This is a genomic window from Amycolatopsis sp. WAC 04182 (genome assembly GCF_003947465.1).
Lineage (GTDB): Bacteria > Actinomycetota > Actinomycetes > Mycobacteriales > Pseudonocardiaceae > Amycolatopsis.
The window spans coordinates 1-24,341 of record NZ_QHJJ01000011.1 but is presented as its reverse complement, the minus strand read 5'-3'; the positions used below and the strand labels follow the sequence as shown (position 1 = coordinate 24,341).

Genomic DNA, 24,341 nt, shown 5'->3' with positions numbered 1-24,341 from the left:
GAACCCCACGCTGACGGCGTGACCACGACACTCACCCGCCCCGAGAGCCGTACCGACCGCTCCGAACGGCATCGGCTCTCCGTCGTCGGCGGGCTCGCCGCGCTGTCCTTGGACGCGATGGCGTCGGTCGCCTACGGACCCGAAGCCATCGTGATCGTGCTGGCCGTCGCGGGCGGGGCGGGCCTGGGCTTCACCCTGCCGGTCACCCTCGCGATCGCGGCACTCCTGGGCGTGCTGACGCTGTCCTACCGTCAGGTGATCGCCGCGTTCCCCGACGGTGGCGGCGCCTACGGGGTCAGCCGGACCTATCTCGGGCGGCGAGCCTCGCTGGTGGCCGCGGCGTCCCTGATCGTGGACTACGTGCTCAACGTCGCGGTGTCCGTGGCGGCCGGGGTCGCCGCGCTGACGTCGGCGTTCCCCGGCCTGCTGCCGTACACGCTGTGGTTGTGCCTCAGCGTCCTGGCGCTGGTCACCGGCGTGAACCTGCGCGGCATCGCCGAGAGTGCCCGGGTGTTCGTCGTGCCCACCGTGATCTACGTGGGCGCGATCCTGACGGTGATCGTCGCCGGCCTGGTCCGGTCCGGCCCAGCCGCGGAGATCGCCGCACCGGCCCACTCGCAGAACCTCCAGATGGTCGGGATTCTGTTGCTGCTCAAGGCTTTCGCGAACGGTTGCGCCGCGCTCACCGGAGTCGAGGCGATCGCCAACGCCGTGCCGTCGTTCCGCAAGCCGCGGGTACGGCGAGCGCAGCACGCGGAGATCGCGCTGGGCGGCCTGCTCGGCGTGATGCTCATCGGGATCGCCGTGCTGATCGGGAAGTTCGGCATCCACCCGGTGGACGGCGTCACGGTGCTCTCGCAGGTGACCACCGCGTCGCTGGGCGACGGCTTCGGCTTCTACCTGGTGCAGTTCTCGACCGTGGTGCTGCTCGCCCTGGCCGCGAACACCTCCTTCGGCGGCCTGCCGGTGCTGGCGCAACTGCTGGCGAAACACAACAAGCTGCCGCACGTGTTCGCCCTGCGCGCCGAACGCCAGGTGTACCGCCACGGAGTCGGGTTCCTCGCCGTCACCGCCGCCCTCCTGCTCGTCATCACCGACGGGGACATGAACACCCTCGTCCCGCTGTTCGCGATCGGGGTGTTCGTCGGGTTCACGCTCTCCCAGGTCGGCATGGTCCGGCACTGGCGACGCCTCCGCCCGTCCGGCTGGCGCGGAAAGGCCACGCTCAACGGCTTCGGCGCGCTGCTCACCGGAGCCGCGGCGCTCGTGGTGACGACGACGAAATTCGGCGAGGGCGGCTGGCTGATCGTCATCGCGCTTCCGCTGCTGGTGGCGGCCATGGAATGGGTCGAACGCAGCTACCGCCGGATCGGCGACCGGCTCGAACTCGGCGTCACGCCGGCTCCCCCACGACCGAACCGGTCACTCGTGATCGTCCCCGTCCACGCCGTTTCCCGCCTGACCCGGGACGCCCTCGCCGCCGCGCTGTCACTCGGCGACCATGTCCAGGCGGTCCACGTCACCCACCCCGACGACGGGCACGCGGCACAGGACTTCCTGACCGCCTGGGAAAAATGGCATCCCGAGGTGGCGCTGGTCCAGCTCCACGACGAACGCCGCCGCCTCGGCGAGCCGCTGGTGGATCATCTCCGGGCCGTCGGCGGACGGCACGTCTTCGTGCTGATCGCCGAAGTCGAACCCGAGCACTGGTGGCAGCGGATCCTGCAGAACCAGCGCGGCGGCGTGCTCGCCCGCGCGCTGCGCCGCCGCTCGGACGCCGTCGTCTGCCGGATGCGCTTCCGGGTGGGCGCGGATACCGGTCGGCGTCACTTACCGAGGGACTCCTGATACCGATCCGCGTAGGTGGGGGTGTCCTTGATCAGGTCGTCGCAGAAGGCGGCGACATCGTCACCGATGACTTCCAGCACTCCCTTGCCGGACGCGGCACCCTCTTCGAAGAAGTCCACGATCCCGGGGAGCAGGGGCCCGTCGGCCAGATCGACCGGTCCCACCTTGAACAGGTACTTCTGCATCTCCTGGTAGACGATCCGATAGTCCGGCGGGAGCGCCTTGACCCGGGCCACGTGCGCACGCCACTGTTTCTTGCCCTCGATGATGTCCTGGATGCCCACGTCAGCCTCCCAGCTGCTTCAGTTTCCTGGCGACGTTCCTGTTCAGCTGTTCACGCCACCGGTCGCGATAGCCGCGGCGACGCTCCCCACCGGCCAGCGCCGCGCAGAAGCCCTCGATGTCGTCACCCAGCACCTCATGGACGTTCTGCCCGTCCGCCGCCGTTTCCTCGAGCAGGCCCAGAGCGCCGTCCAGGATCGGCATCAGATTCCGGCCGGTGAAGTCCGAATAGGACGAAAGATGCCCGGTGATCTGTTCCCACGCCGCCCGATGGTCGGCGGGCAAGGCGCCGACGCGGACTTCGAACGCCTTCCATTCCCTGGTGAGATCGCTGCCCGTGATGGTGTCCCAGAACTTCATTTCCCGCCCTCCTTGAGTTTGTCGATCCGCGATGTGACGAACTCCCACTTCGCCCAGAACGTCGCGAGTTCCCGGCGCCCGGCGTCGTTGAGCGCGTAGAACTTGCGCGGTGGCCCCTGCTCGGAGGGCCGTTTCGTCACCTGGACCAGCCCGTTCTTCTCCAGCCGCAGCAGGATGGCGTACACCGTCCCCTCGACCACCTCCGCGAAGCCGAGCTCGTTCAACCGACGCGTGATGGCATACCCGTAGGTCTCCTCGCCGCCGACGATCTCCAGCACACAACCCTCGAGCGTGCCCTTCAGCATCTCGGTCAGACCGTCCATCGTGACCCTCTTCGGTATTCAGTGACACTGACTACTAGTACAAAGTATCACAGAGTACTGGGGTCGCGCCGGAAGGCCGCCCGATAGTCACCCGGTCGCCGTCCCGTGTGCTTCGCGAAGAGGGCGGCGAACGTCCCCGGGTCCCGATAGCCGACGGCGGCGCAGATTCCGGCGACGGTCCGATCCGTCGTTTCGAGGAGGTGCCGGGCGCGGCGGACGCGTGAGGCGTGCAGGTATTCGAGCGGCGTCTGTCCGGCTTCTTCCGCGAAGCGCCGCAGCAACGTCCGGGTGCTGACGTTGAAGCGTCCTGCCAACGCGGCGAGGTCGTATCGGACGGCCAGGTTCTGATCCAGCCATCGCATGACCCGGCGGGAAAACGCGTTGCCGGGCTGCGGCAGGAGACGCGTGTCGACGTACGGCATCTGTGACGACCGCGCGTCGTCGACCAGCGCCACCCGCGCCGTCGTCCGCGCCACTTCGGCGCCGCTGTGTTCGCGGATCAGTTCGAGGGCGAAGTCGTACATGGCGCTGAACGCCGCCGTCGTCGTGACTCCCCTGTCGGTGACGACGAGACGTTCGGGCCGGACTTCGGTCTCGGGGTATCGCTGGGCCAGCTCGTCCGCGAAGAGCCATGAGGTGGTGGCGCGGCGATGGTCGAGCAGTCCGGCCGCCGCCAGCAGGAACGCGCCGACACAGAGCGAGACGACGACGTCGCCCGCGGCGGCGTGCGACCGGATCGCTTCGATCTCCGGTGCGAGGTTCGCGATCTTCGCGTCGATGTCCTGTCCCGGCGCGAGTTCGAAGCCCGGCACGACGAGGACGTCGACTTCACGCAGCGCCGAGACGGTCACCGCGACACCGCCCGACGCCACGACCCGGCGACGAGGGGAAACGACGGAAACCTCGTATCCGGCATGCTCCGGGCCCGCGACGTGCGTGGCCATCGTGAGGAGATCGGGGACACCGAACACCTCGGACGCGAAACAGCCCGGGTACGCCAGGACCCCCACTCGCAGCATGTGGCGAGATTACCCCGCTATCCGGCGATCTGGCCTATCCCGGTGAAGGTCGCGCCGGTCGAGGCTTGCACCATGCACGGACACCGGGACGACCCCATCACCGACTTCTCACACCGGCTCGTGGAGGTGGACGGTGCGACGAAGACGGTGCACGTCGCGGGATCCGGGCCCGGCGTGGTGCTGATGCCGGAGATGCCCGGCATCAGTCCCGACGTCCTTCGGTTCGCGCGATGGCTGCGAGATGACGGCTTCACCGTCTACGTCCCGTCGCTCTTCGGCCGCGACGGCGCCTATCCGACCGCGGAGGCCGGCGAGGAAGTGGTCCGCCGCGCGTGTGTCAGCGCCGAATTCCGGGCGTTCGCCGGCGGCGGGACCAGCCCTGTCACGCGGTGGCTGCGGGGGCTCGCCCGCATCGCCCACACCGAATGCGGTGGTCCCGGGGTCGGCGCGATCGGCCTGTGCTTCACCGGCAACTTCGCCCTCACCATGGCGCTCGAACCCGCCGTCATCGCCCCCGTGGTCAACCACCCCTCGCTCCCGCTGGACGACCCGGGCGCGCTCGAACTCGCCGATGAGGACGCCACCGAGGTCCGGGACAGGATCGCGCGCGACGGCCTCACGGTGCTCGCCTACCGCTTCGACGGCGACCGCTGGTGCACCGGACAGCGGTTCGCCGCCTACCGGACCCTCCTCGGCGACGCCTTCGATGGACGGGTCCTGCCGGACAGCGCCGCGAACACCGACCCGCCCCCGTTCTTCCGTGACCTGGTCGGCACGCCGCACAGCGTCGTCACCGCCCACTTCGTCGACTCCGCCGGGCATCCCACGCTGCGCGCCAGGGACGAGATCCTCGCCTTCCTCGCTGATCGGCTGACGACGCGGTAGAACGGTGTGACGTCAAGATCGTCCGGGAGGGGAACGTCATGTCCGAGCCGCGCCGAGCCCACGTCTCCGACCACAGCGCGATCGTCGAACGCGTCCAGCGGTGGTGGGGCGACTCGCGCACCCCCGCCCAGGCCCGCGAACTCTCCCTGCTGCTTCCGAAGCTGTTCCTGCAGTTCTTCTCCGGCACGAGCCTGGTCATCGAGGACGAAACCGGGATCAGGGCGTTCCTCGTCGGCTTCCACTCCCCCGACGACGACGTCCAGGCGTACATCCATTTCGTGGGCGTGGACCCGGACCTTCGCGGGCAAGGGACGGCCCGACGCCTGTACACGACCTTCTTCCAGCGCGCCGCGGAGGCGGGCCGCACGGAAGTCCGTGCGATCACCTCGCCGGGGAACGCCGGATCCATCGCCTTTCATCGCGCCATGGGGTTCACTCTCGAACCCGGGGATCGGGACGTCGACGGTCTCCCCGTGCACAGCGACTACGACGGTCCCGGCCAGGACAGGGTCTGCTTCGTCCGGAAGATCGCCTAGGCCGTGTCCTGTGAGTCTGTTCGATGGGCTTCGTGATCCAGGTGGTTCCTGACGGTGCGGGCGGATCGGCCTCGTACCGGGTCGTACTCGGCCGAGCCCGCCCGTGCCGCCAGGGGCCGCCTGGGCGCGGAGACCGCGAACATGACTTGCAGGACACGGCCTAGCCGTAGATCGAGGCCGCCCATTCCGGGTGGTCGATGAACGGGTTGCGGTTGTGCTGGAACTGGTCGTAGATGACCTGGTTACGACGCTGCTCGGTGGCGTCGGGCGGGTCCTGGGTGTGCCAGCCCAGCAGGACCGAGATCCGGCCGATGTTGGGTTTGGACCCGTTGTCGACGGCGTCGTTGGGTTCGAGGTCGGGGAAACCGTCGGTGCCGTCGTACCGGACGCCCATGTACAGGATCATGCGGGCCACGTCGCCCTTGACCGCGTCGCGCGGCTCGAACGAGTCGTCATCGGTCAGGCTGCCGGGCGCTTCCTCGACCGGAGAACCGCCGGCGTCGAAGTCCTTGTTCCCGCGCGTGCTGTTGACCGAGGCGTCCTCCGCGCGCAGGTGGTGCAAGTCGGTACCGGGCCCGACCGCCGTGCCGAAGTCACCGTGCGACTTGGCCCAGACGTGCTCCCGGTTCCAGTCGTCGACTCCCCCGCCGTTGGCCGTCTTCGCCTGCGAGCGGCCGCTGTAGAGCAGCACGACGTTCGCCTTGTTGGCCGGATCCTCGTCGGTGGCCCTGATCCCGTCCCACACCTGTTCGTACGTCAGCTTGGTGTTGGTACTGATGATCTTGTGCAACGCCGCCTTGAGCTCGGGCCCGGTCTTGCCGAGCGCGTCCTGGTAGTAGTCGTCACCGACCGGACCCGCGAGGGTCGGCGACGCGAAGGCGATCCCCGCCGCGACGCCGAGCGCGAGTACGACAGACATTCGGCGGGCTGGCCGCATGGACAGTTCCTCTCCCCAGAGGCGCCGGCCCGGATCATCGTCGGCTCGTCTGCCACGATCCCGGCAACGCACAAGTCGTATGGTTGGAAAAATACTTTCATGTGTGTCAAGGGGCAGCGCCAGGTGCGACAATCGTCGTCCCGACTCACTGGAGGACCCTGTGGCCGAACTGAGCGAACAGATCCGCGACTGGGTCGCGGCGCCGAGGTTCTGGCACCTGGCCACGGTGAACCAGGACGGCTCGCCCCAGGTGTCCCCCATGTGGATCGACGTCGAAGGCGACCACATCGTGTTCAACACCGCCATCGGCCGGGTGAAGGAAGAGAACCTGCGCCGCGATCCTCGGGTCTCGTTGTCCTGCCTGGACAACGAGAATCCCTACGACCGGGTCGTCATCCACGGCCGGGTCGTCGAGTTCGTCGAAGGCGACGAGGCGGACCGGTGCATGGACCGGCTGGCGAAGAAGTACGTCGGAACCGACCGGTTCGAATGGCGGATCCCGGGAGAACGGCGGGTCAAGGTCCTGGTCGAGCCGAACCGGTCTCGCCACGTCGTGGGCGTGGAGCCGTTTCGGCGCGGGCGTCAGCCTTAGGGATCTCGTTCTATCCCTTTTGGACTCGCGAGTGACGTCGTTCCCGGTAGCCTCCGGCCGAAAGATATCGCTTCGAGACCCGAATGGCGCAACCGAGGCGATGGCTCGCTACGTCCATGTCGCATGAGATGGATCGTGGTGTGCCTTCTACTGGTCGTGGCGGGATGCAGTGTGGGCAAAGGGCAGGTGGAGCTCGAAAGCTTCACGACACTCGGCTCGGCCCGCGGACTGGCGGGCTTGGCACCCGCCGAACTGGGAACCCCCGGCGCACAGGAGCTCCAGCGAGCCCTGGAACGCGCCAAGATCTCGAACCTGGACGAAGTACGTGCCGCTTTGACGTTCGCGCCGTCGGCCGACCGGCGCGGTTTCGCCTTCGTCAAGCCCGGCTGCGCCGAAGACGGCGCCGAACTGACCGTCGGAGGCGATGCGTTGAACGTCAAGCTCACCGGCGGAGAGAACGTCAACTGCGCTACGGCGAACTACTTCCTCGCCGTTTTCACCGTCGACCGCGACTCGATCCCTGCGACACCGAAGCTGTCGAAGATGCCCCGCTAGCCCACGTCGCGCGAATCGCCCGCGCAATTAGGCGACTAATTGCTTCAGCGTAATCGTCGTTTCGCGACCGAATCACTCTTCAGTGTTGTCCGGGCGTTTCGTTTGTTGCTTAAAATTACGAACTCGTGTTCGGGTATTTGCGGTATTCTTGAGGGGTGTCCGAGACTTTCCTTCCTGAGTTGCCGCAGGAACTGTGGCGCGCTGGCAAGCTTGAGCTTGCGCATGGCGTGCAGCAGTCCTTGCAGGTGATTCGGATGGCGACTGCCGGTTTGGGGCGGTTTTTGGCGGAGATCGAGTCTCGGGGCGTCAAGGACTTGTACGGGTATGGCCGTACGGATAAGTGGTTCGCCGATATCGCGGGGTTGTCGGTCGGTGAGGCGCGTGCGGTGGTGAACCGGGCGATCGCGTTGAACCCGACACGTGCGTTGGACGGCACCGAGGTTCCTGCTGTGGCACCGGCTACGGCCGCGGTGGCGGCCGAAGGTTTGGTCGGGAATGAGCGGATCGATCAGATCCTGGAGATCTTGAAGAAGCTCCCCCGCCGAAGACCGCGTCAACGCCGAGAAGATCCTCGCCACCCTCGCCCGCGACGCCGGTCCCCGGCAACTCGCGGACGCTGAAGCAAACCTCCTCGCCTTGCTCGACCCCGACGGCAACGAGCCCAAAGACCCGGAACCCAAGGAGCCGCGCCGGGAGATCACGCTGGAGCGGCGTAAGGACGGGTTCTGGAAGCTGACCGGTCTGCTCGATGACGAGACCGGGGCCCGCACCGCCGCCGCCCTGGAGGCGTATGCCCAGCCGCGGCCTGTCGATGAGTTCGGGCAGGCGGATCTGCGGATGAAGTGCGAGCGCCTGGGTGACGCGTGGGTCGACATCCTCGACCTCGCCATCGCCTGCCCGGACCAGCCCGGCACCAGCGGCTACCGGACCTTGGTGAACGTCACCATCGGCCTAGAGGAACTCAAGTCGGGTCTCGGGACCGCGTGCCTGGATTTCGTCGGGACGATGACCGCTCGCGAAGCCCGCCTGGCGGCCTGCGACTGCCTGATGTTGCCGGTCGTGATGAGCGCCGCGGGCGAACCCCTCGACGTGGGACGGCTACGACGGTTCGTCACCCCCGGCCAACGCCGTGCGTTGAACATCCGCGATGGGGGCTGCGCCTTCCCCGGCTGTCATCGGAAACCCAAGAACTGTCACGCCCACCACATTCATCACTGGGTAGACGGCGGTCCCACTGATCTCCGGAATCTGGTGCTGCTGTGCGGTTTTCACCACCGCCTGATTCATCACGGTGACTGGGCAGTGCGGATGGCCGCCGATGGGTTACCGGAGTTCATCCCACCCCAATATCGAGATCCGCTCCGACAACCTCGCCGCAACACCCTCCACCACGTCTGAAGCCCGAGGAGCCCGTCGGCCACACCGACGACGGGCCCTTCGGCATGCCTACAGACGGACAATCTGATGGCACACCCAAGATGGGTCTCGTGAGTGACGAGGCGCAGGACAGGACGCGACGTCTGCCCGATGTTCCCAATGTCCCCCTGGGGACACTGAGTGTCTCCAATGCGACTTTGGGAGCCAAGGACCGCACCTCTCCCAACCCCACGCCCCCACCACCAACGGGCCGAACCGGCCGGACCGTCGCGACAACCGACGGATCTTCGGGATTTGGTTCTGCTGCGCGGTTTCCGTCACCGCCTGATACACCAACGGCGACCGAGATAACGTCGTCCTCGAAGCTCAGTCCACGCCCTGATAGGCCACGATGGGCTCAGGCAGCACGAGCGCGGTGTGCGCCGGTCGCCCGGTTTCCGGCGCCGCCGAGCTGGTCAGCCCGCGGAGCCGGCTGTCCCGTCGCGCGAGGGCTTCGGCGGTGACCGGGAAGAGTGCCGCGTCGCCCACACCGACCTGTGCCTGGTTCAGTTCGACGAATTCCCGCGTTTCCCTTTCGTAGGCGTCGAATGCCCCGGTGGTGGCCAGCGACCTCGCCAGCATGTAGGCGCCGACGAGGGCGAGGCTGGAGCCTTGTCCCGTCAGGAACGACGGCGCGTAGGCGGCGTCGCCGACCAACCCGACCCGGCCGCCGGACCAGCGCGGCAGGTGGATCTGGCTGACGGTGTCGAAGAACAGGTCGTCCGCGTCGCGCATGGCGCCGATCATGGCCGGGATTTCCCAGCCGTCGCCGGCGAAGGTCGTCGCGATGAGGTCGCGCCACGCTTCGGGGTCGCGGAGCATCTCGTACGGCGGTTCGGGACGGGCGGCGACCAGGAAACCGTGGAGCGTGTCGCTTCCCTTGACCGCGTACAGCGCCGCCCCTCGGCCGGGCGCGTTCCAGAGCACACCTTCCCGCGACAGGCCGAATTCGTTGGGCATGGTGAAGCCGGCGAAGCAATAGCCCAGATAGCGGTGGTAGCGCTGCTCGGGGCCGAAAACGAGTTCCCTGGTGCGAGAGTGCAGTCCGTCGGCTCCCACCACCAGGTCGAAACCGCGTCGCGCTCCACTGCGGAAGGTGACATCGACACCGTCCTCGTGCTCGCTGAGCGTCTCGATCGAGTCGCCGAAGACGTACTCCACGTCGTCGCGCGTTGCCGCGTACAGGATTTCCGCCAGGTCGCCGCGTCGCACCTCGACGTCGCGGCCTTCGACCCCGCCGGTCACCGTATCCGGATGTACCGACGCCAACTCGCCGCCGTCGGCGCCGACGAAGGTCAGCAAACGTGTCTCGATATGCGCTTCTTGTAGCTGGGGAAGGATTCCCATGCGGCGGGCCACCTCCAAGGCGGTGCCGCGGACGTCGATCGGATATCCGCCGCCGCGCAGCCCGCCCGCCTTTTCCACCACCGTCACGGAGTAGCCGTGACGTCGCAGCCAGAACGCGACGGCGGGGCCGGCGATGCTCGCTCCCGAGACCAGAACAGTGCCTTTCACGGTGTTCATTTCCTTTCTCCGATTCCGTCAGAGAGACGCCAGTGACGGGGTTTTGGTGCTGGAGCGCGACTTTCGCACCAGCATCACGACGAGGACCGCGGCGATCGCGAAGGCGACGGACGCGATGGTGATGTAGGTGAAGACACCCGTTCCCGAGTTCACCGTTTCGCCGCCGACGGACACGGAGGTGGACTTGAGCACCGCGGCGCCCACGAAGTCCAGTACCACCGATCCGACCGCGATGACGACCATGACCAGGCTGGAGACGATGCCCTGCCGTTCGGCGGGGGCGAGGCCGCCCGCCAGGTTGAAGCCGGAGGTCCCCAGCGCGCCCACCGTGAAACCCAGCAGGAAAGCGAAGAACACCGCGACGGGGAACTGCGAGACACCCAGGAACATCCCGAGGGTGGCCACGGTTCCGAGCGCGATTCCGCCGGCCAGGGTCATCGCCGGCCCGACGCGGGTGGCGAGCACCCCGGCCACCGGACCGCCGATCATGACGCCGATACCGGGTGCCGCGAGAAGCAACGCCAGCGTTCCCTGACCGGCCAGGCCGTACCCGAGCCCTTGATCCGCCGAGACATCGCTGACCAGCGGAATGAGCTGGAGCATGCTCTGGTACGAACCAGTGCCGAGTACGAGCACGAGCAACGTGAGCGCCAAGGGCGCGCCGATGTTCCGGAGGTCGATCAGCGAATCGGGCTTCCGGCTCGAGACGAGGACCCACCTGGACAAGGCCGCGACACCACCGGCGAGCAGGACCACCGGGCCGAAGCCGAGCCAGCCGAACTCCGAGCCGAGGCTGATATAGCCGAGCACTCCGGCAAGGCCGCCACCGAGGAGCAGCGCACCTCCGACGTCGATCCTGCCCGGGGTCTTGAGCACGGATTCGGGAATGACGGCGCGGACGCAGATCGCCATCGCGATCGCGACGACGGCCGAGACGACGAACAGGATCTGGAAGCCGAACTCCGCGGCCAGTTTCTCGGTGAGGAAACGGGAACCGATGTTGAGCACCGCGGACCCGGAGGTCACGATGCCCACCACGATCATCGCGATCCGGGGTGCGCAGAGCTCGCGGACGATCGCGACGGAAAGGAACAAGGCGGCCACGGCCGCCCCTTGCAACAGGCGCCCGGGCACGAAGACCCAGAGGCTGGGTGCGACCGCGCAGACGAGCGCGCCCGCGCAGCTGAGCAGCAAGGTCAGCACGAGCACCTTGCGTTTGCCGTACACGTCGGCGCTCTTGCCGAGCAACGGCGCCCACATCACGCCGGCCAGCATCGCGCTGGCGTTGAGCCAGGCCGTCTGATCGGTGCCAAAGTGGTCGAGCATCTCCGGAAGGACGAGCAGCGGTGCGGTGATGGCCGTGTCGACCATGAAGTTGACGAGCACCAGCACCGCAACGAGGCCGATGAGCCGTCCGGTCCATCTTGTGTGCGGTCCTGCGCCGATCCTGCTCTCCTGCATGAAGGACTCCTTGTGCGGGATTCAGGGAAAGGCGGATCCCCCCGCCTCAAAAACTACACTACACGGTGCAGTGTTCTGCGGCTGAGAATACGATGAGAACATGGCGACCCCGAGAGCGACCGCACGGACACCGGGCCGTCGGCTGCAGGCCGAGGCCAAACGAGCGGCGATCCTTGACGCCGCCGAGGCGTTGTTCGTGTCGGACGGCTACGAACTCACCAGCGTCGACGCGATCTCGGCGCGGGCCGGAGTGTCCAAACGCACCGTCTACGACCACTTCGGCGACAAGCAGACCCTCTTCCGCGGCGTGCTCGGCCGCGCCAACGACGCCGTGGTCGCGACCGTGCGCACCGCGATCGACGAAGAACTCGCCGACGACCGCGACATCCGCGACGCCTTGCTCGGTTTCGCGCGGCGGGTGACGACGGGGATGTTCCCGACTTCGGGCTACGGGACGTTCCGGCGGTTGAGTTCCCAGGCACCGGCGGCACCACGACTGCCGGAAACGGCACGCGACGAACCCGAACGGATGATGGAGGACCGGTTCGCGAAGTTCGCGGCGGACGGCAAGCTCCGGCTGACCGACCCGCGGCGCGCCATGCAGCACTTCGTCGCCCTGACCATGCGCCTGGTCCTCGACGTGACCGACGAGGACGAGACGGGCGCGGTGGGCGAAGCGGAGGTGCTCGAGATCCTCGCCGACGGGGTGGACGTGTTCCTGCGCGCCTACCGCTGACGTCCTGTCCCCCAGGAGAGCTACGCACAGGTGCACTCCGCATGGTGACGATTCCCGGCCGCCGGATCCGTAGCGTGCCCGGTGAATCGTTCCCCTGTACCAGGAGTTCACCATGTCCCGTAAGGCATCCGCTCTGATCGCGCTGTGCTGCGCCGTGGCAGGCGTCGCGCTGTCGGCCTGCGACGAAGCCACGGAAGCGGAACCGGAGGCGCCCGCGAACAGCAGCGCCACCACACAGGATCGAGCCGCGTTCACCGGAACGCGGAAGATCAAGGTCGGCGAGCGTTCGGTGAACGTTTCGTGCGCCGGTGAGCCGGTCGAGGGACGGCCCGTCGTCATCCTGCTGCACGGCGGGGGCGACGACGTCACGAAGCTGGCCGGGCTTCAGAACACGCTGGCCGCGCAGGGCCGGGTCTGTTCCTACGACCGGCTCGGCGCGGGCGCCAGCGATCAGCCCGACGGACCGCAGAGTTTCGAAACCACCGGGAAGATCCTGACCGGAGTGCTCGACCAGGTCGCCGCCGGCAAGCCGGTCGTGCTGGCCGGGCATTCACTCGGTGGGCTGATCGCCGGCAGGTACTCCCCCGACCACCAGGACCGCGTCAAGGGCCTGGTGTTGATGGACGCCACCTCGCCGACCCAGGAGGCCGATCTGCGGCAGCAGATTCCGGATTCGGCCACCGGGATGGCGGCCGAACTGCGGCAGCAGACCTTGGCCGTGTTCGCGGGCCAGGGCCCGGAAAAGCTGGTGGTCACCGACGGCGAAGTCCGCCCCGCCGGGAACATTCCGGTCGAGGTGATCCAGCACGGCAAGCCGTACCTCACGGCCGTCCCCGAGTACGGCGCTGGCCTGGAGCGGGCATGGTCGGAGGGCCAGCGGAAGTGGCTCGCACTGTCCGGCCGCAGCAATCTGAGCACGGCCGCGAGCAGTGAGCACTACATCTACGTCGACCAGCCGGATCTCGCGGTGCGGGCGATCCAGCGCGTCGCCGACGAAGCCGCCAAGTCCAAATAGGACAGTTCAGGTGACGAGGCCGTGCCGGAAGGCGTAGATGACCGCCTGGACCCGGTCGCGCAGACCGAGTTTGGCGAGCATGCGGGACACGAACGTCTTGACGGTCTCCTGACTGATCATGAGGGTCGCGGCGATCTCGCTGTTGGAGAGGCCGTCCGCGATGAGGCGGAGGACCTCCAGTTCCCGGGGAGTCAGCGGGCTGCCGTCCGGGGCCTCGTCCTCCGGGGGCCGGATCCGGGCGGCGTACCTGCCCACCAGCCGCCGGGTCACCTCGGGATCCAGCAGGGCCGCGCCGTCGGCCACGGTGCGGATCCCGTTCAGCAGCCGGTCGGGCGGGGCGTCCTTGAGCAGGAACCCGCTCGCACCGGCGCGCAACGCCCGGTAGACGTACTCGTCGAGGTTGAACGTGGTCACCACCAGGACCTTGCCGGGTTCGGCCACGCCGGCGCCCGCCATCAGCCGGGTGGCCTCGATACCGTCGAGCACCGGCATGCGCACGTCCATCACCACGACGTCCGGGCGCAGCCGGGCGGCGAGGTCGACCGCGGTCCGCCCGTCGCCGCATTCGCCCGCCACCTCCAGGTCGGGCTGGGCGTCGATGATGGTGACCAGCCCGGTGCGGACGAGCATCTGGTCGTCGCAGACCAGTACCCGGACCGGCGCGGTCACGACGGGTTCCCCGCGGGAATGCGGGCACGGACGGAGAACCCGCCGTCTCTTCTGCGGCCCGCGCTGAATTCGCCGTCCAGGACGTCGATCCGCTCGCGAAGCCCGGCGAGGCCTCGTCCGCTCCCCTCCGGGGAATCCGCGGCCGGACCGGACTCCTCCGTGTCGACGGCGACGGTGATCTCCCCGTCGCCGTGCTGCACCAGCACCGAGGTACGGCTGCCGCGGGCGTGCTTCAGCGCGTTGGTCAACGCCTCCTGCACGACGCGGTAGGCCACGGGGCCGGCGTCCCCCGCCGGTTCCACGGGCTCGCCCTTCTCGGAGAACTCCACCGGCTGCCCCGCCCGGCGTGTGCGCTCCACGAGGGTCGGGATCGCTTCGGCGCCGTGGCCGGGGTCGATCACGTCGAGCAGATGACGCAGGTCGGTGATCGCCCGCCGCCCGGTGTCGGCGACGGCGGCCAGGCTCTGATCGAGCCGCGCGTCGGTCAGGTACCGGGCCGCTTCGGTCTGGACGACCATCGCCGTGACGTGATGGGTGACGACGTCGTGGAGTTCGGCGGCGATCCGGGCACGTTCGGCCGTCCGCGTCTCCTCGGCGACGCGGAGCCGTCGTTCCTCCTCCGCGACGCGGCTGGACCGCAGCCACGTCCCGATCCCCCACGCCAGCACCAGCGCGAGATAGAAGGTCACGTAACCGGTGAAGGGCTCTGTCCCGCCGAGCGAGGCGAACGCGATCGCCGAAGCGAGGAAGACCGCCGAGAACGCGATGGCCGCGACGCGACGGCGCCGCTCCAGCCGGAGGCCGACGGTCAGCAGGGCGATCGGCAGCGCCGTGCCCGCGAGCGAGTGGTAGCCCCCGAACTGGTCGATGGCGAAACCGAGTGACACCAAAGCGAAACAGGCCACCGGCCACCGGGCGCACACCACGAGCGGCACGCTCTGAAGGGCGACTCCCACCACGGCCAGGAGGTCGTACGGGCGGTTCGGCATCCCGCCGAACTGCGTGCCATGGCTCTGCAACGCCGGGACCAGGGATCCGGCGAAGAGTGTCAAGGCGACCGGGAGGTACCAGACCGGGCCGAACAGCCGCCGCCACTGCTCCGAGACCCGCCGAAGGTAGTCCACGAAGCGGATCTTATTCCGAACGGGTGAATCGCCCGTATGCAGGCATGGGAGTTGTGGGGAAACAGGGACAGCGATGCGACGTGCCTGGGTGCCCAAGCGGTAGCAAAGGTCCCTTGCTCCCCTTAGCGTTTTGATCGCGTTTTTCGCAGACGCGTAACAACTTTCGGCCTTCTCGCGGCATACCGGAGAGCCGTCTTTTTCCGGCCGGTCCCCGCGCAGAGGAGTTCGTGTGCTGAGTTCCCGTCGTTTCCCGTTCCCCCGAAGATCACGGCGCGCGCTGGCGGTGGGCGTGGTCGGCCCGCTGGTCGGCGCGCTCGCGGTCGGTCTCGTCACCGTCGCACCCGCCGAAGCGGCGGTGCCCGCCGGCTTCACCGACACGGTCGCGATCGGCGGGCTCAGCTCGCCGACCGCCACCGCGTTCGCACCGGACGGGCGCGTGTTCATCGCCGAAAAGAGCGGCCTGGTCAAGGTCTTCGACTCGCTCTCCGACACGACGGCGACGGTGTTCGCCGACCTCCGTACCCAGACACAGGACTTCTGGGATCGTGGCCTGCTCGGGCTGGCCGTCGACCCCGCTTTTCCCGCCAGGCCGTACGTCTACGTCTCGTACACCCTCGACGCGGAGCCCGGCGGGACCGCGCCGCGGTGGGGTGACACCTGCCCGACGCCGCCCGGCGCCACGGACAAGGGATGCGTCGTGACCGGCCGGGTCTCCCAGCTGACGATGGGTTCGACCGGCACGGCCGTCAGCGAAAAGCCCCTGGTCACGGGATGGTGCCAGCAGTTCCCCAGCCACTCGGTCGGTGCCCTCGCCTTCGGGCCGGACGGTGCCCTGTACGCGGGCGGCGGTGACGGCGCCAGCTTCACCTTCGCCGACTACGGCCAGGCCGGGAACCCGTGCGCCGATCCGCCCTCGCCTGCCGGAACGAACCTCGCGCCGCCGAACGCCGAGGGTGGCGCGCTGCGTTCACAGTCGCCACGGCGCCCTGCCGGGCAGCCGGTCCTGCTCAACGGAACGGTGCTGCGCATCGACCCGGACACCGGCGAAGGCGTCCCCGGCAACCCCTTCGCGAACAGCGCCGACGCCAACGCCCGGCGCGTGATCGCCTACGGCGCGCGGAACCAGTTCCGGTTCGGCTTCCGGCCGGGGACCAGCGAGCTCTGGGCCGGCGACGTCGGCTGGGACACCTGGGAGGAGATCAACCGCGTCGCCGACGTCGGTGACAGCGTGGCGGAGAACTTCGGCTGGCCCTGTTTCGAAGGCAGCGCCAGACAGGCAGGCTACGACGGCGCGAACCTCGACCGCTGCGAGTCCCTGTACTCCTCCGGCGGGCACGCCGCCCCGTACTACGCCTACAACCACCGTGCCAAGGTGGTGGCGAGCGACCCCTGCCCCACCGGCGGCTCGTCGATCAGCGGCATCGCGTTCGAATCCGGCAGCAACTATCCCGCCGAGTACTCCGGCGCGTTGTTCTTCTCCGACTCCTCGCGTGGGTGCATCTGGGCCATGCAAACCGTCGGCGGCCAGCCGAACCCGAGCCGTCTCGTACCGTTCGTGACCGGCGCCAACGTCCCCGTGCAGGTCCTCACCGGCCCGGGCGGCGACCTGTTCTACGTCGCGCTGGGCAGCGGCGAACTCCGTCGCGTGAGCCACCCCGGCGGCACCAACCGGCCGCCTTCCGCGGTGGCGACGGCGAATCCGACGAGCGGGCCCGCGCCGCTGACCGTGCGGTTCGACGGCACGTCGTCCACCGACCCGGACGCCGGGGACACCCTGTCGTACGCCTGGGACCTCGACGCGGACGGCGCGTACGACGACTCGTCGGCCTCCGCCCCGACCTGGACCTACACCGCGGCAGCCGCGGTCGATGCCGGATTGCGGGTGACGGACTCCCACGGCGCGAGCGCCACCACGACCGTGCGGGTGACCGTCGGCAACCCGGAGGGCCTCGACCCGGTGCCGGTCATCGACAGCCCGGCAGGCACGCTGACCTGGTCCGTCGGCCAGAACGTGTCCTTCTCCGGCCGCGCCGTCGACGCCCAGGACGGGCAGCTCCCGGCGTCGGCGCTCTCGTGGCGGCTCGCGATCCGGCACTGCGCGACCAACGGCACCTGCCATACGCACAACGTCCAGGACTTCCCTGGCGTCGCGGCGGGCTCGTTCGTCGCACCGGACCACGACTACCCGTCGTACCTGCAACTGACCCTCACCGCGACCGACTCGACCGGCCGGACCGGCAGCAAGACGGTCGACCTCCAGCCGAAGACGGTGTCGCTGAACTTCACGTCGAGTCCCAGTCAGGCGATGCTCACCGTCGGCGGCACGCAGCAGCGCACGCCGTTCTCCCGGACGGTGATCGCCGGATCCACCAACTCGATCAGCGCGGACAGCCCGCAGAATCTGCCACCGCTCAACCTGAAGTACGCCTACACCGGCTGGGCGCACGGCGGCGCGCGGACGCAGAACATCATCGCGCCGGGTACGTCCACGACCTACCAGGCGAAGTACCGGCTCTGCTGGCTGCTGCAACCCTGCTGAGATCCACGGCGGGTTCGCGTGTCACGCGAACCCGCCACAGCACGTTTTTCTTTGTCGCGGAACACCTTCCGCGACCACCGTAAGATCCCCGAAAGGGTCGGAACCCACCCCGGAAACACCTCGTCGGATCGCCGATCCAGATCCGCACGAAAGGTGAATCCGATGACCTGTCCAGGCCTGCCCGACCAGCAGAACACCCAGTCGTCGACCGTCAAGCCCGGTGTGGCCATCGGGATCCTGGTCGCGGTGATCGTGCTGGTCGCCTTCTGCATCACCGGTTTCGCCGCGCCCGGTTTCCTGCTCCGCAAAGGCCCCGGGATCTCGCTGCCCGCCCCGCTCAGCAGCCCGACGACCACCTCTGCACCCACGAGCACCACGGAAAGCCCGACCAGTACCAGGGTCAACCGTCCGAGCCGCCCGCGGATCACCATCACCAGGCGCCCGGTTCCGCCGCCCGAAAAGGGTATTCAGGTGGTCGCGGACTTCGTCTCCAAAATCGCCGCCGGAGACAAGCCTGCGGCGATCGCGCTCGCTTGCGAGGCGCAGAAGAGGTTCATGGACGACAAGATCGATTCTCTTCTCCCGCTGGGTTCACGCGTTCAGATAACGAATACCGGGGGGACGGCCAAGTTCGTCTTGGCCGACGTCGCCGGAGTCGTCGAAGGACGGTCGGTCAGGGGCACCGTGATCGCGGATCGCACGGCGGACGGCGGTTTCTGCATCACGACGTTCAGCATCCGCGACGCGCGCTGAACACGGCCTCAGTCGAGACAGAACTCGTTGCCCTCGATGTCCTGCATCACGATGCACGACTCGTTCTCCTCGTCGGCGAGCATGACCCGTTCGCAGACCGCGCCGAGCGCCTCCAGACGGGTGCGTTCGGCCTGAAGAGCGGCGAGACGCTCGTCACCCACGAGCCCGGTACCCGCCCGCACGCAGAGATGCACGCGGTTCTTGACGACCTTGCCTTCGGGAACGCGCTGGAAGTACAACCGCGGGCCCACTCCGGTGGGGTCACTGCAGACGAAGCTGGTGTCCTGCTGCTCGGGCGGCAACGTGCGGGTGTAGTCGTCCCAGGTGGCGAACCCCTCCGGCGGCGACGGCACGACGTACCCCAGCACCTCGCACCAGAAACGGGCGAGCCGCTCGGGTTTCGCGCAGTCGAACGTGACCTGGACCTTTTTCACCGACACCATCAGACCACCCTAGTCGCTGTCGAACCGATCAAACCCGCGGCGCGCAGATCGACCCAGACCTGCGCGGGCACCTCCGCGGCGAAGGACTCCACATTGCGTCGGACCTCTTCCGCGGACCGCATCCCGACCGCGATACCGGCGACGGCCGGGTGCCGGAGCGGGAAGGCCATGGCCGCTTGGGGAAGCGTCACGCCGTGTGCCTCGCACACGTCGGCGATCCGGTTCGCCCGCTCCACGATTTCCGGCGTGGCGGTCTCGTAGTCGAAGTGCGCTCCCGCGACAGGCCTCGGCACGGCGAGCAACCCGGAGTTGAAGATCGACGCCGCGATCACCGAAACACCCCGTTTCTCGCACGCGGGCAAGAAGGTGTCGAGCGCGCTGTGATCGAGCAGCGTGTGGCGGCCGGACTGCATGATCACGTCGACATCGGTCTCCTCGACCAAAGTGGTCAGCAGGTCCGTGTCGTACATGCCGGCGCCGATCGCGCCGACGATCCCTTCCGACCGCAGCTCCGCGAGGGCCGGGTAGCCGTCGCGCAGCGCGTCGTCGAAGAACTCCTCGGCGTCGTGCAGGTACAGCACGTCGATCCGGTCGAGTCCCATCCGCTGCAGGGAATCCTCGACGCCGCGCCGGATCCCGTCGCGCGTGAAGTCGCGTACCCGGCGGTGCGTCGCGGGGACGTGGAAGCCCGCCGGATCCGTTCGCCCGGCCGGATCCTGGGGAACCAGCAGGCGGCCGACCTTCGTCGAAAGGACGAAGGAATCACGCGGCCGCGAGCGCAGGAACTCGCCGATGCGGCGTTCGGAATGCCCGATCCCGTAATGCGGTGACGTGTCGTAGTACCGGATCCCGCCGTCCCAGGCCGCGGTCAGCGCCCCTGCCGCGGTTTCGTCGTCCAGCGGCGCGAACAATCCGCCGAGCGGCCCGCCGCCGAACCCCAGCCGCGTCACCTCGACGGCGGTGCGCCCGAGTCGACTCGTCTCCATCTCCGCCCCCCTTGATCAGGTCGGCGACCACGGTGCCACATCCGGGCGATCCGGTCCCGCGATTTATCCGCCGCCGACGGGCCACTCCGCGCACGGCACGACCTCGAAGCCCCGGCTGGGGAACACCTTGTCGACGAAGAAGCCGTGCATCTCCGGATCGCCGTCGGCGCAACCGTCGCGCAGCACGGTCACGTGATAGCCGCGGTCCGCCGCGTCGTAGGCCGTCGCGGCCACCATGGCGCTGGTCGCGACTCCGGCGATCGCGACCGTGTCGACGCCCCTGGCGCGGAGCACCAGGTCGAGATCGGTGCCGGCGAACGCGCTGGCGCGGCGTTTCAGCACGACCACGTCCTCGTCGGCGACCGGCAGATCGATCTCCGTCCCGGCCGAACCCTCGTGGAAGGTGTCCCCCGCGCCGTGGAACGACTCGAACAGCGCGTTCCCCGGCGGCAGGTCGGCCCCGTTGCCGCGGAGTGCGAAGTGGACGAACACGATGAGCGCGCCGTCCGCGCGCGCACGCGGCAGCAGGCTCTTGATCGGCGGCAGGACTGTTCCGGTGAACGGGTAATTCCCCGTGATACCTCGCTGGAGGTCACCGATGATCAGCGCGGTGGTCATGCACGGAAGCTACCCGATCGTCCGTATACAACCGGCCGCGCGACTGGCTAGCCTCCGGCGGGTGAGGATCAAGAGTGCGCTGCTCGCCGTCCTGGTGACCGCCGGAATCGTGATTCCCCCGCCCGCCGTCGCCACGGCGGACCCGTCGGCTTGGGTGGCGCCGCTGAGCACGCGCGGCCGCCACATCGTCGACGCGGCGGGCGACCGGTTCAAGCTGAAGGCCGCCAACTGGCACGGCGCGAGCGGTACGTGGACCGGCTCGGGCGACGTGAACGATCCGGCCGCGCACCACGCCGGCGAGATCGCCTACCAGACACCGCTCGGGCTGGACCGGGCCTCGATCGACACGATCATCGACGGGCTGGCGGAACTCGGCCTGAACAGCGTCCGGCTGCCGTTCTCCAACGCGATGATCCACGACACCAGGCCGGTCCCCGCCCTCCCGGCGAACCCGGAGCTGCGCGGCCTCACTCCGTTGCAGGTCTACGACGGCGTCGTCGCGCGGCTGACCGCGCGCGGATTCGCGGTGATCCTCAACAACCACACCACGACCTCCCGCTGGTGCTGCGGCCTCGACGGCAACGAGCGCTGGAACACCGCGCAGACCGAGCAGCAGTGGCAGGACGACTGGCTGTTCATGGCCCGTCGCTACGCCGCGAACAAACGGGTCGCGGGCGCCGATCTGTACAACGAGGTCCGCCGCAACGTCTTCGACGATCCCAACTGGGGCTGGGGAAACGGCACGGACTGGCAGCGCGCGAGCCAGCGGGTGGCCGACCGCATCCTGACCGAGGCCAATCCCGACCTGCTGCTCATCGTCGAGGGCATCAACTGGACCGGTCTGCCCGTGGACGGCCTTCCGCACGGCAGGCCCACGCTGGAACCGGCCCGTACGCTGTCGCATACGCTCGTGGATTCCGGGAAACTGGTCTACGCCGCGCATTTCTACGGGTACACCGGTCCGAACCATTCCGGGGCGACCGGCACCGGCGAGACCCACGACCCGCGCTACCGCGACCTGTCGCCGCAGGAACTCCGTGCTGTCCTTTACCGGCAGGCGTTCTTCGTTTCGGCGGAGACCGGCAAGCACTACACCGCGCCGCTCTGGATCAGCGAGTTCGGCGAAGGGCGTCACACCACCGACGCGGCGAGCCGGGCCTGGTTCGAGAATTTCGTCGGCTACCTCGCGGAGACCGACACCGACTTCGCCTACTGGCCCGCGGTCGGGTTCCACGAAGGCAGCACGGGCAACGGTTGGTCCTTGCTCTCGTGGGACGCGGCGGGCCGGCGCGTCGACGTGCTCGACGGCACGGACTGGCGTGGCCCCGCGTGGCGGCGGCTGGTGAGTGCCCCATCCCGCTCCGGACGGATCCCCGAAGCCGAGCGCTGGTCGATGCTGAACCTCGACTACGCGGATTTCCAGGCCTCGCGCAAGGTTCGCGCGATGGCGGACTGGAATCCGGGCGCGCGCAAGGGAGCCTGCCCCGACGGACAGCGGCTCACCGGTCTCTCCCATACCGGGAACCGGGGCCTGTGCACCGGAAGGCTCGGCGTGCCGTCGGGCTACGCCGTCGTCCGCGGAGAGACCTATGTGGACACCGACTGGGCGTCCGGCTACACGAAGGTGCAATGCCCGCCCGACCACGCCGCGGTCGGCTACAGCGTCACCGGCGCGGCGTTCTCCGCTCTCCTGTGCGGAAAATCCACCACTCCGCTCGGCAGGACGGGCCGGACGGTCTGGTTCGACCGCGGCGACAACCGGCCGTCCGGGAACCCCGGCGGTGATTTCGCGTCGGGCCGCTACAAGGGCCAATGCGCTCCGGGCGAATACGTCGCCGGTGTCGCGTACACCGGGCGCGTCGGCTCGAATCGCACTCCTGACGCGCTGCTTTGCCGCGCCTGACCGCGTTCAGGCGACGAAGATGCAGAACGGATGCCCCGCCGGATCCGCGTAGACGCGCAAAGGTTCCACCGGGTCTTCACTGCGGCCGTACCGGAGGCGCCCGCCGAGTTCGAGGACGCGGGCGTGCTGCGCCTCGAGATCCTCGACCGAGTCCACGGTCAGGTCCAGGTGCAGTTGCTGGGGCACCGGTTCGGCGTCCGGCCAGCTCGCTTCCGCCAGCCGGTCGACCTGCTGGAACGCGAGTTGCGCACCGCCGTCCGGGTTCCGCAGAACCAGCCAATCCTTGTCCTCGCTGCCGGGCGGGGGCGCTTCGTCCCCCGGCCGGTAGTCCCACACCAGCAGCCGCCGATAGAACTCCGCCAGCCCACGGGCGTCCGTGCAGTCCAGCACGACCTGACGGAATTTCGGACCCGTTTTCCGCTCAACCAAGCCGATCACCTCCAGCACGCCGATCGAGCACCGCGAGAACCGTTTCACACCAACGGATGTTCTCCTGTTCGAACGCGATCCCGCGGGCGAGGGTCAGATACGGCCCGACCCGGGGCGCGGTGGCGAGGAACTCCGCTTCGGCGGACTCGCCGAGCAAGCGCTCACGAAGGCGCTCGAAGCGTTTGAGCTTCGTTTCCGCGACGGCCATCCTGTCCGCGACGGCGCGCCGGACCTCCTTGTCGTCGCCTGCTTCGAGGGCTTGGACCTGGACCAGCAGCTCGTCGCGGATCGCGGTCGGCTTCGGCGCGCGGGTGGTGAATTCGGCGAGCTCGGCGGCACCCGCGTCGGTCAAGGAGAAGAGCCGCTTGGTGGGCCGCCGTTGCTGTTCGACGACTCGCGCCGCCACCAGGCCCTGCGACTCCATTTTGTCCAGTTCGCGGTAGAGCTGCTGCGGTGTCGCGGTCCAGAAGTTGGCGACCGACGCGTTGAAGCTCTTCGCCAGGTCGTAGCCCGAGGACTCGCCGTCCAGGAGCGTCGCGAGGATCGCGTTCCGCAGCGCCATGCGGCGATGATAGTGCCGCGTGGATTAGTCGCAAAGTTGATTAGGCACTTTGATGGACACCGGCGCGGTGATCATCTACTCTCGGCGGCATCTACTCAACAAGTTGACTATGAGGAGATCGCCATGCCCACGTTCCGTGAAGCGGTCGAAGCGAAGGACGCCGCCGCGATCGAGGCGTTGCTCGCCGACGACGTGGTCTTCACCAGTCCGGTGGCGTTCAAGCCCTACCAGGGGAAGGCGATCACCGCGGCGATCCTGCGCGGCGTGCTGCGCGTGTTCGAGGACTTCCGCTACGTCCGCGAGATCCACGACGGCGCGCACCACGTGTACGAGTTCGAAGCGACCGTCGACGGGCTGGAGATCAACGGCTGCGACCTCCTGACCTTCGGCGCCGACGGCAAGATCACCGACTTCAAGGTGATGGTCCGGCCGTTGCGGGCGGCCGAGGCGCTCGCGGCGCGGATGGGCGCCCAGTTCGAGGCCATCAAGGCGGACGCGCTCGGCTGAGGCTTCGGTCCGGACGTCCGGAAGTACATGATGGCCCCCTTCCTGTACCTAGGCGCAAGGAAGGGGGCCATCATGTACAGCCCTGCCACTTCTCGCCTGTCCACAAGGGATTCACGATGACGGCAGCCCGATTTGGGTACTTTGCACGACATGGCGCGGGGGTCGTGAGCGGGAATGACGGTTAGAGCGATCTGTGCTGTTTCAGGACCTCACGGACAGATGTGTTTCAGGACTTGTCGGACAGTTTGGTGTTGAGTGGTTGGTAGCGTAGTGCTCGGTTGAGGGTGAGCTGGCGGGCGATGGTGTCGCCGATCATGAT

25 protein-coding genes and 1 pseudogene are annotated in these 24,341 nt (G+C 68.3%); 12 read left to right on the top strand and 14 right to left on the bottom strand.

Annotated features, from left to right (window positions below; all coding sequences use genetic code 11):
• Positions 1-18: 18 nt before the first annotated feature.
• Positions 19-1,848, top strand: coding sequence for an APC family permease (locus DMH01_RS40980; RefSeq protein WP_125684663.1), 1,830 nt, complete (start codon positions 19-21; stop codon positions 1,846-1,848).
• Here DMH01_RS40980 and DMH01_RS40975 read toward each other — a convergent pair.
• From DMH01_RS40975 to DMH01_RS40960, 4 genes are read right to left on the bottom strand one after another with little or no spacing between them, the layout of a single operon-like run.
• Complete coding sequence (locus DMH01_RS40975) at positions 1,827-2,132, bottom strand: DUF1048 domain-containing protein (protein ID WP_125684662.1); 306 nt, start codon at positions 2,130-2,132, stop codon at positions 1,827-1,829. The genes DMH01_RS40980 and DMH01_RS40975 overlap by 22 nt on opposite strands.
• A gap of 1 nt (position 2,133) precedes the next feature.
• Positions 2,134-2,490, bottom strand: a complete 357-nt coding sequence (locus DMH01_RS40970) for a DUF1048 domain-containing protein (protein ID WP_125684660.1) — start codon at positions 2,488-2,490, stop codon at positions 2,134-2,136.
• Positions 2,487-2,813, bottom strand: coding sequence for a PadR family transcriptional regulator (locus DMH01_RS40965; RefSeq protein WP_125684658.1), 327 nt, complete (start codon positions 2,811-2,813; stop codon positions 2,487-2,489). Before DMH01_RS40965 ends, DMH01_RS40970 begins: the two co-directional genes overlap by 4 nt.
• Before the next feature lie 47 nt (positions 2,814-2,860).
• Positions 2,861-3,832, bottom strand: coding sequence for a GlxA family transcriptional regulator (locus DMH01_RS40960; protein ID WP_125684656.1), 972 nt, complete (start codon positions 3,830-3,832; stop codon positions 2,861-2,863).
• Positions 3,833-3,904: 72 nt separating this feature from the next.
• Between DMH01_RS40960 and DMH01_RS40955 the strand changes: the two genes are divergently transcribed.
• Together DMH01_RS40955 and DMH01_RS40950 are read left to right on the top strand one after the other, a co-directional pair.
• A complete protein-coding gene (locus tag DMH01_RS40955; protein ID WP_125684654.1) occupies positions 3,905-4,717 on the top strand; it encodes a dienelactone hydrolase family protein in 813 nt (270 codons plus the stop codon).
• Positions 4,718-4,755: 38 nt separating this feature from the next.
• Positions 4,756-5,253: a GNAT family N-acetyltransferase gene (locus DMH01_RS40950; RefSeq protein WP_125684652.1), complete on the top strand. Its 498-nt coding sequence runs from the start codon at positions 4,756-4,758 to the stop codon at positions 5,251-5,253.
• A 160-nt stretch (positions 5,254-5,413) separates the two neighbouring features.
• Here the strand turns inward: DMH01_RS40950 and DMH01_RS40945 are convergent, their stop codons facing one another.
• Positions 5,414-6,190, bottom strand: coding sequence for an endonuclease I family protein (locus DMH01_RS40945; protein ID WP_125684650.1), 777 nt, complete (start codon positions 6,188-6,190; stop codon positions 5,414-5,416).
• A 160-nt stretch (positions 6,191-6,350) separates the two neighbouring features.
• Between DMH01_RS40945 and DMH01_RS40940 the strand changes: the two genes are divergently transcribed.
• The 3 genes and pseudogenes from DMH01_RS40940 (at position 6,351) to DMH01_RS40930 (ending at position 8,735) form a co-directional block, all read left to right on the top strand.
• Positions 6,351-6,782, top strand: coding sequence for a PPOX class F420-dependent oxidoreductase (locus tag DMH01_RS40940; RefSeq protein ID WP_125684648.1), 432 nt, complete (start codon positions 6,351-6,353; stop codon positions 6,780-6,782).
• Positions 6,783-6,953: 171 nt separating this feature from the next.
• Positions 6,954-7,337 (top strand): hypothetical protein, encoded by a 384-nt coding sequence (locus tag DMH01_RS40935; protein WP_233621868.1) that lies wholly within the window; start codon positions 6,954-6,956, stop codon positions 7,335-7,337.
• A gap of 155 nt (positions 7,338-7,492) precedes the next feature.
• Positions 7,493-8,735: pseudogene (locus DMH01_RS40930) on the top strand (DUF222 domain-containing protein).
• Between the two features lie 345 nt (positions 8,736-9,080).
• Here the strand turns inward: DMH01_RS40930 and DMH01_RS40925 are convergent.
• Together DMH01_RS40925 and DMH01_RS40920 are read right to left on the bottom strand one after the other, a co-directional pair.
• Positions 9,081-10,277, bottom strand: coding sequence for an FAD-dependent monooxygenase (locus DMH01_RS40925; RefSeq protein WP_125684646.1), 1,197 nt, complete (start codon positions 10,275-10,277; stop codon positions 9,081-9,083).
• A gap of 18 nt (positions 10,278-10,295) precedes the next feature.
• Positions 10,296-11,738, bottom strand: coding sequence for an MFS transporter (locus DMH01_RS40920; RefSeq protein WP_125684643.1), 1,443 nt, complete (start codon positions 11,736-11,738; stop codon positions 10,296-10,298).
• A 100-nt stretch (positions 11,739-11,838) separates the two neighbouring features.
• Between DMH01_RS40920 and DMH01_RS40915 the strand changes: the two genes are divergently transcribed.
• Together DMH01_RS40915 and DMH01_RS40910 are read left to right on the top strand one after the other, a co-directional pair.
• Positions 11,839-12,474 carry a TetR/AcrR family transcriptional regulator gene (locus DMH01_RS40915; RefSeq protein ID WP_125684641.1) on the top strand — a complete coding sequence of 212 codons (636 nt, stop codon included), beginning with the start codon at positions 11,839-11,841 and terminating at the stop codon, positions 12,472-12,474.
• Positions 12,475-12,586: 112 nt separating this feature from the next.
• Positions 12,587-13,489 (top strand): alpha/beta fold hydrolase, encoded by a 903-nt coding sequence (locus tag DMH01_RS40910; protein ID WP_125684639.1) that lies wholly within the window; start codon positions 12,587-12,589, stop codon positions 13,487-13,489.
• A 6-nt stretch (positions 13,490-13,495) separates the two neighbouring features.
• Here the strand turns inward: DMH01_RS40910 and DMH01_RS40905 are convergent, their stop codons facing one another.
• Together DMH01_RS40905 and DMH01_RS40900 are read right to left on the bottom strand one after the other, a co-directional pair.
• On the bottom strand, positions 13,496-14,158 hold the full coding sequence (locus tag DMH01_RS40905; RefSeq protein ID WP_125684636.1) for a response regulator transcription factor: 663 nt from the start codon (positions 14,156-14,158) through the stop codon (positions 13,496-13,498).
• Positions 14,155-15,282, bottom strand: a complete 1,128-nt coding sequence (locus DMH01_RS40900) for a sensor histidine kinase (RefSeq protein WP_199745818.1) — start codon at positions 15,280-15,282, stop codon at positions 14,155-14,157. Before DMH01_RS40900 ends, DMH01_RS40905 begins: the two co-directional genes overlap by 4 nt.
• Before the next feature lie 229 nt (positions 15,283-15,511).
• Between DMH01_RS40900 and DMH01_RS40895 the strand changes: the two genes are divergently transcribed.
• Both DMH01_RS40895 and DMH01_RS40890 read left to right on the top strand, forming a co-directional pair.
• Positions 15,512-17,821: a PQQ-dependent sugar dehydrogenase gene (locus tag DMH01_RS40895; protein ID WP_233621867.1), complete on the top strand. Its 2,310-nt coding sequence runs from the start codon at positions 15,512-15,514 to the stop codon at positions 17,819-17,821.
• A gap of 162 nt (positions 17,822-17,983) precedes the next feature.
• On the top strand, positions 17,984-18,574 hold the full coding sequence (locus DMH01_RS40890; protein WP_125684634.1) for a hypothetical protein: 591 nt from the start codon (positions 17,984-17,986) through the stop codon (positions 18,572-18,574).
• A gap of 8 nt (positions 18,575-18,582) precedes the next feature.
• On the opposite strand, the gene DMH01_RS40885 is transcribed toward DMH01_RS40890, so the two are convergent.
• From DMH01_RS40885 to DMH01_RS40875, 3 genes are all read right to left on the bottom strand, one after another.
• Positions 18,583-19,017 carry a VOC family protein gene (locus DMH01_RS40885; RefSeq protein WP_125684631.1) on the bottom strand — a complete coding sequence of 145 codons (435 nt, stop codon included), beginning with the start codon at positions 19,015-19,017 and terminating at the stop codon, positions 18,583-18,585.
• Complete coding sequence (locus tag DMH01_RS40880) at positions 19,017-20,003, bottom strand: aldo/keto reductase (RefSeq protein WP_125684629.1); 987 nt, start codon at positions 20,001-20,003, stop codon at positions 19,017-19,019. The genes DMH01_RS40885 and DMH01_RS40880 overlap by 1 nt, the downstream gene beginning before the upstream one ends.
• A gap of 63 nt (positions 20,004-20,066) precedes the next feature.
• Positions 20,067-20,621 carry a cysteine hydrolase family protein gene (locus tag DMH01_RS40875; RefSeq protein ID WP_125684627.1) on the bottom strand — a complete coding sequence of 185 codons (555 nt, stop codon included), beginning with the start codon at positions 20,619-20,621 and terminating at the stop codon, positions 20,067-20,069.
• Positions 20,622-20,682: 61 nt separating this feature from the next.
• On the opposite strand from DMH01_RS40875, the gene DMH01_RS40870 reads away from it, so the two are divergent.
• On the top strand, positions 20,683-22,524 hold the full coding sequence (locus tag DMH01_RS40870) for a glycoside hydrolase family 5 protein (RefSeq protein WP_125684625.1): 1,842 nt from the start codon (positions 20,683-20,685) through the stop codon (positions 22,522-22,524).
• A 6-nt stretch (positions 22,525-22,530) separates the two neighbouring features.
• Here DMH01_RS40870 and DMH01_RS40865 read toward each other — a convergent pair whose 3' ends face one another.
• Both DMH01_RS40865 and DMH01_RS40860 read right to left on the bottom strand, forming a co-directional pair.
• Positions 22,531-22,953: a VOC family protein gene (locus tag DMH01_RS40865; RefSeq protein WP_125684623.1), complete on the bottom strand. Its 423-nt coding sequence runs from the start codon at positions 22,951-22,953 to the stop codon at positions 22,531-22,533.
• Positions 22,946-23,515, bottom strand: a complete 570-nt coding sequence (locus tag DMH01_RS40860) for a PadR family transcriptional regulator (RefSeq protein WP_125684621.1) — start codon at positions 23,513-23,515, stop codon at positions 22,946-22,948. The genes DMH01_RS40865 and DMH01_RS40860 overlap by 8 nt, the downstream gene beginning before the upstream one ends.
• A 123-nt stretch (positions 23,516-23,638) precedes the next feature.
• On the opposite strand from DMH01_RS40860, the gene DMH01_RS40855 reads away from it, so the two are divergent.
• On the top strand, positions 23,639-24,022 hold the full coding sequence (locus DMH01_RS40855; protein WP_125684619.1) for a nuclear transport factor 2 family protein: 384 nt from the start codon (positions 23,639-23,641) through the stop codon (positions 24,020-24,022).
• Positions 24,023-24,341: the final 319 nt, after the last annotated feature.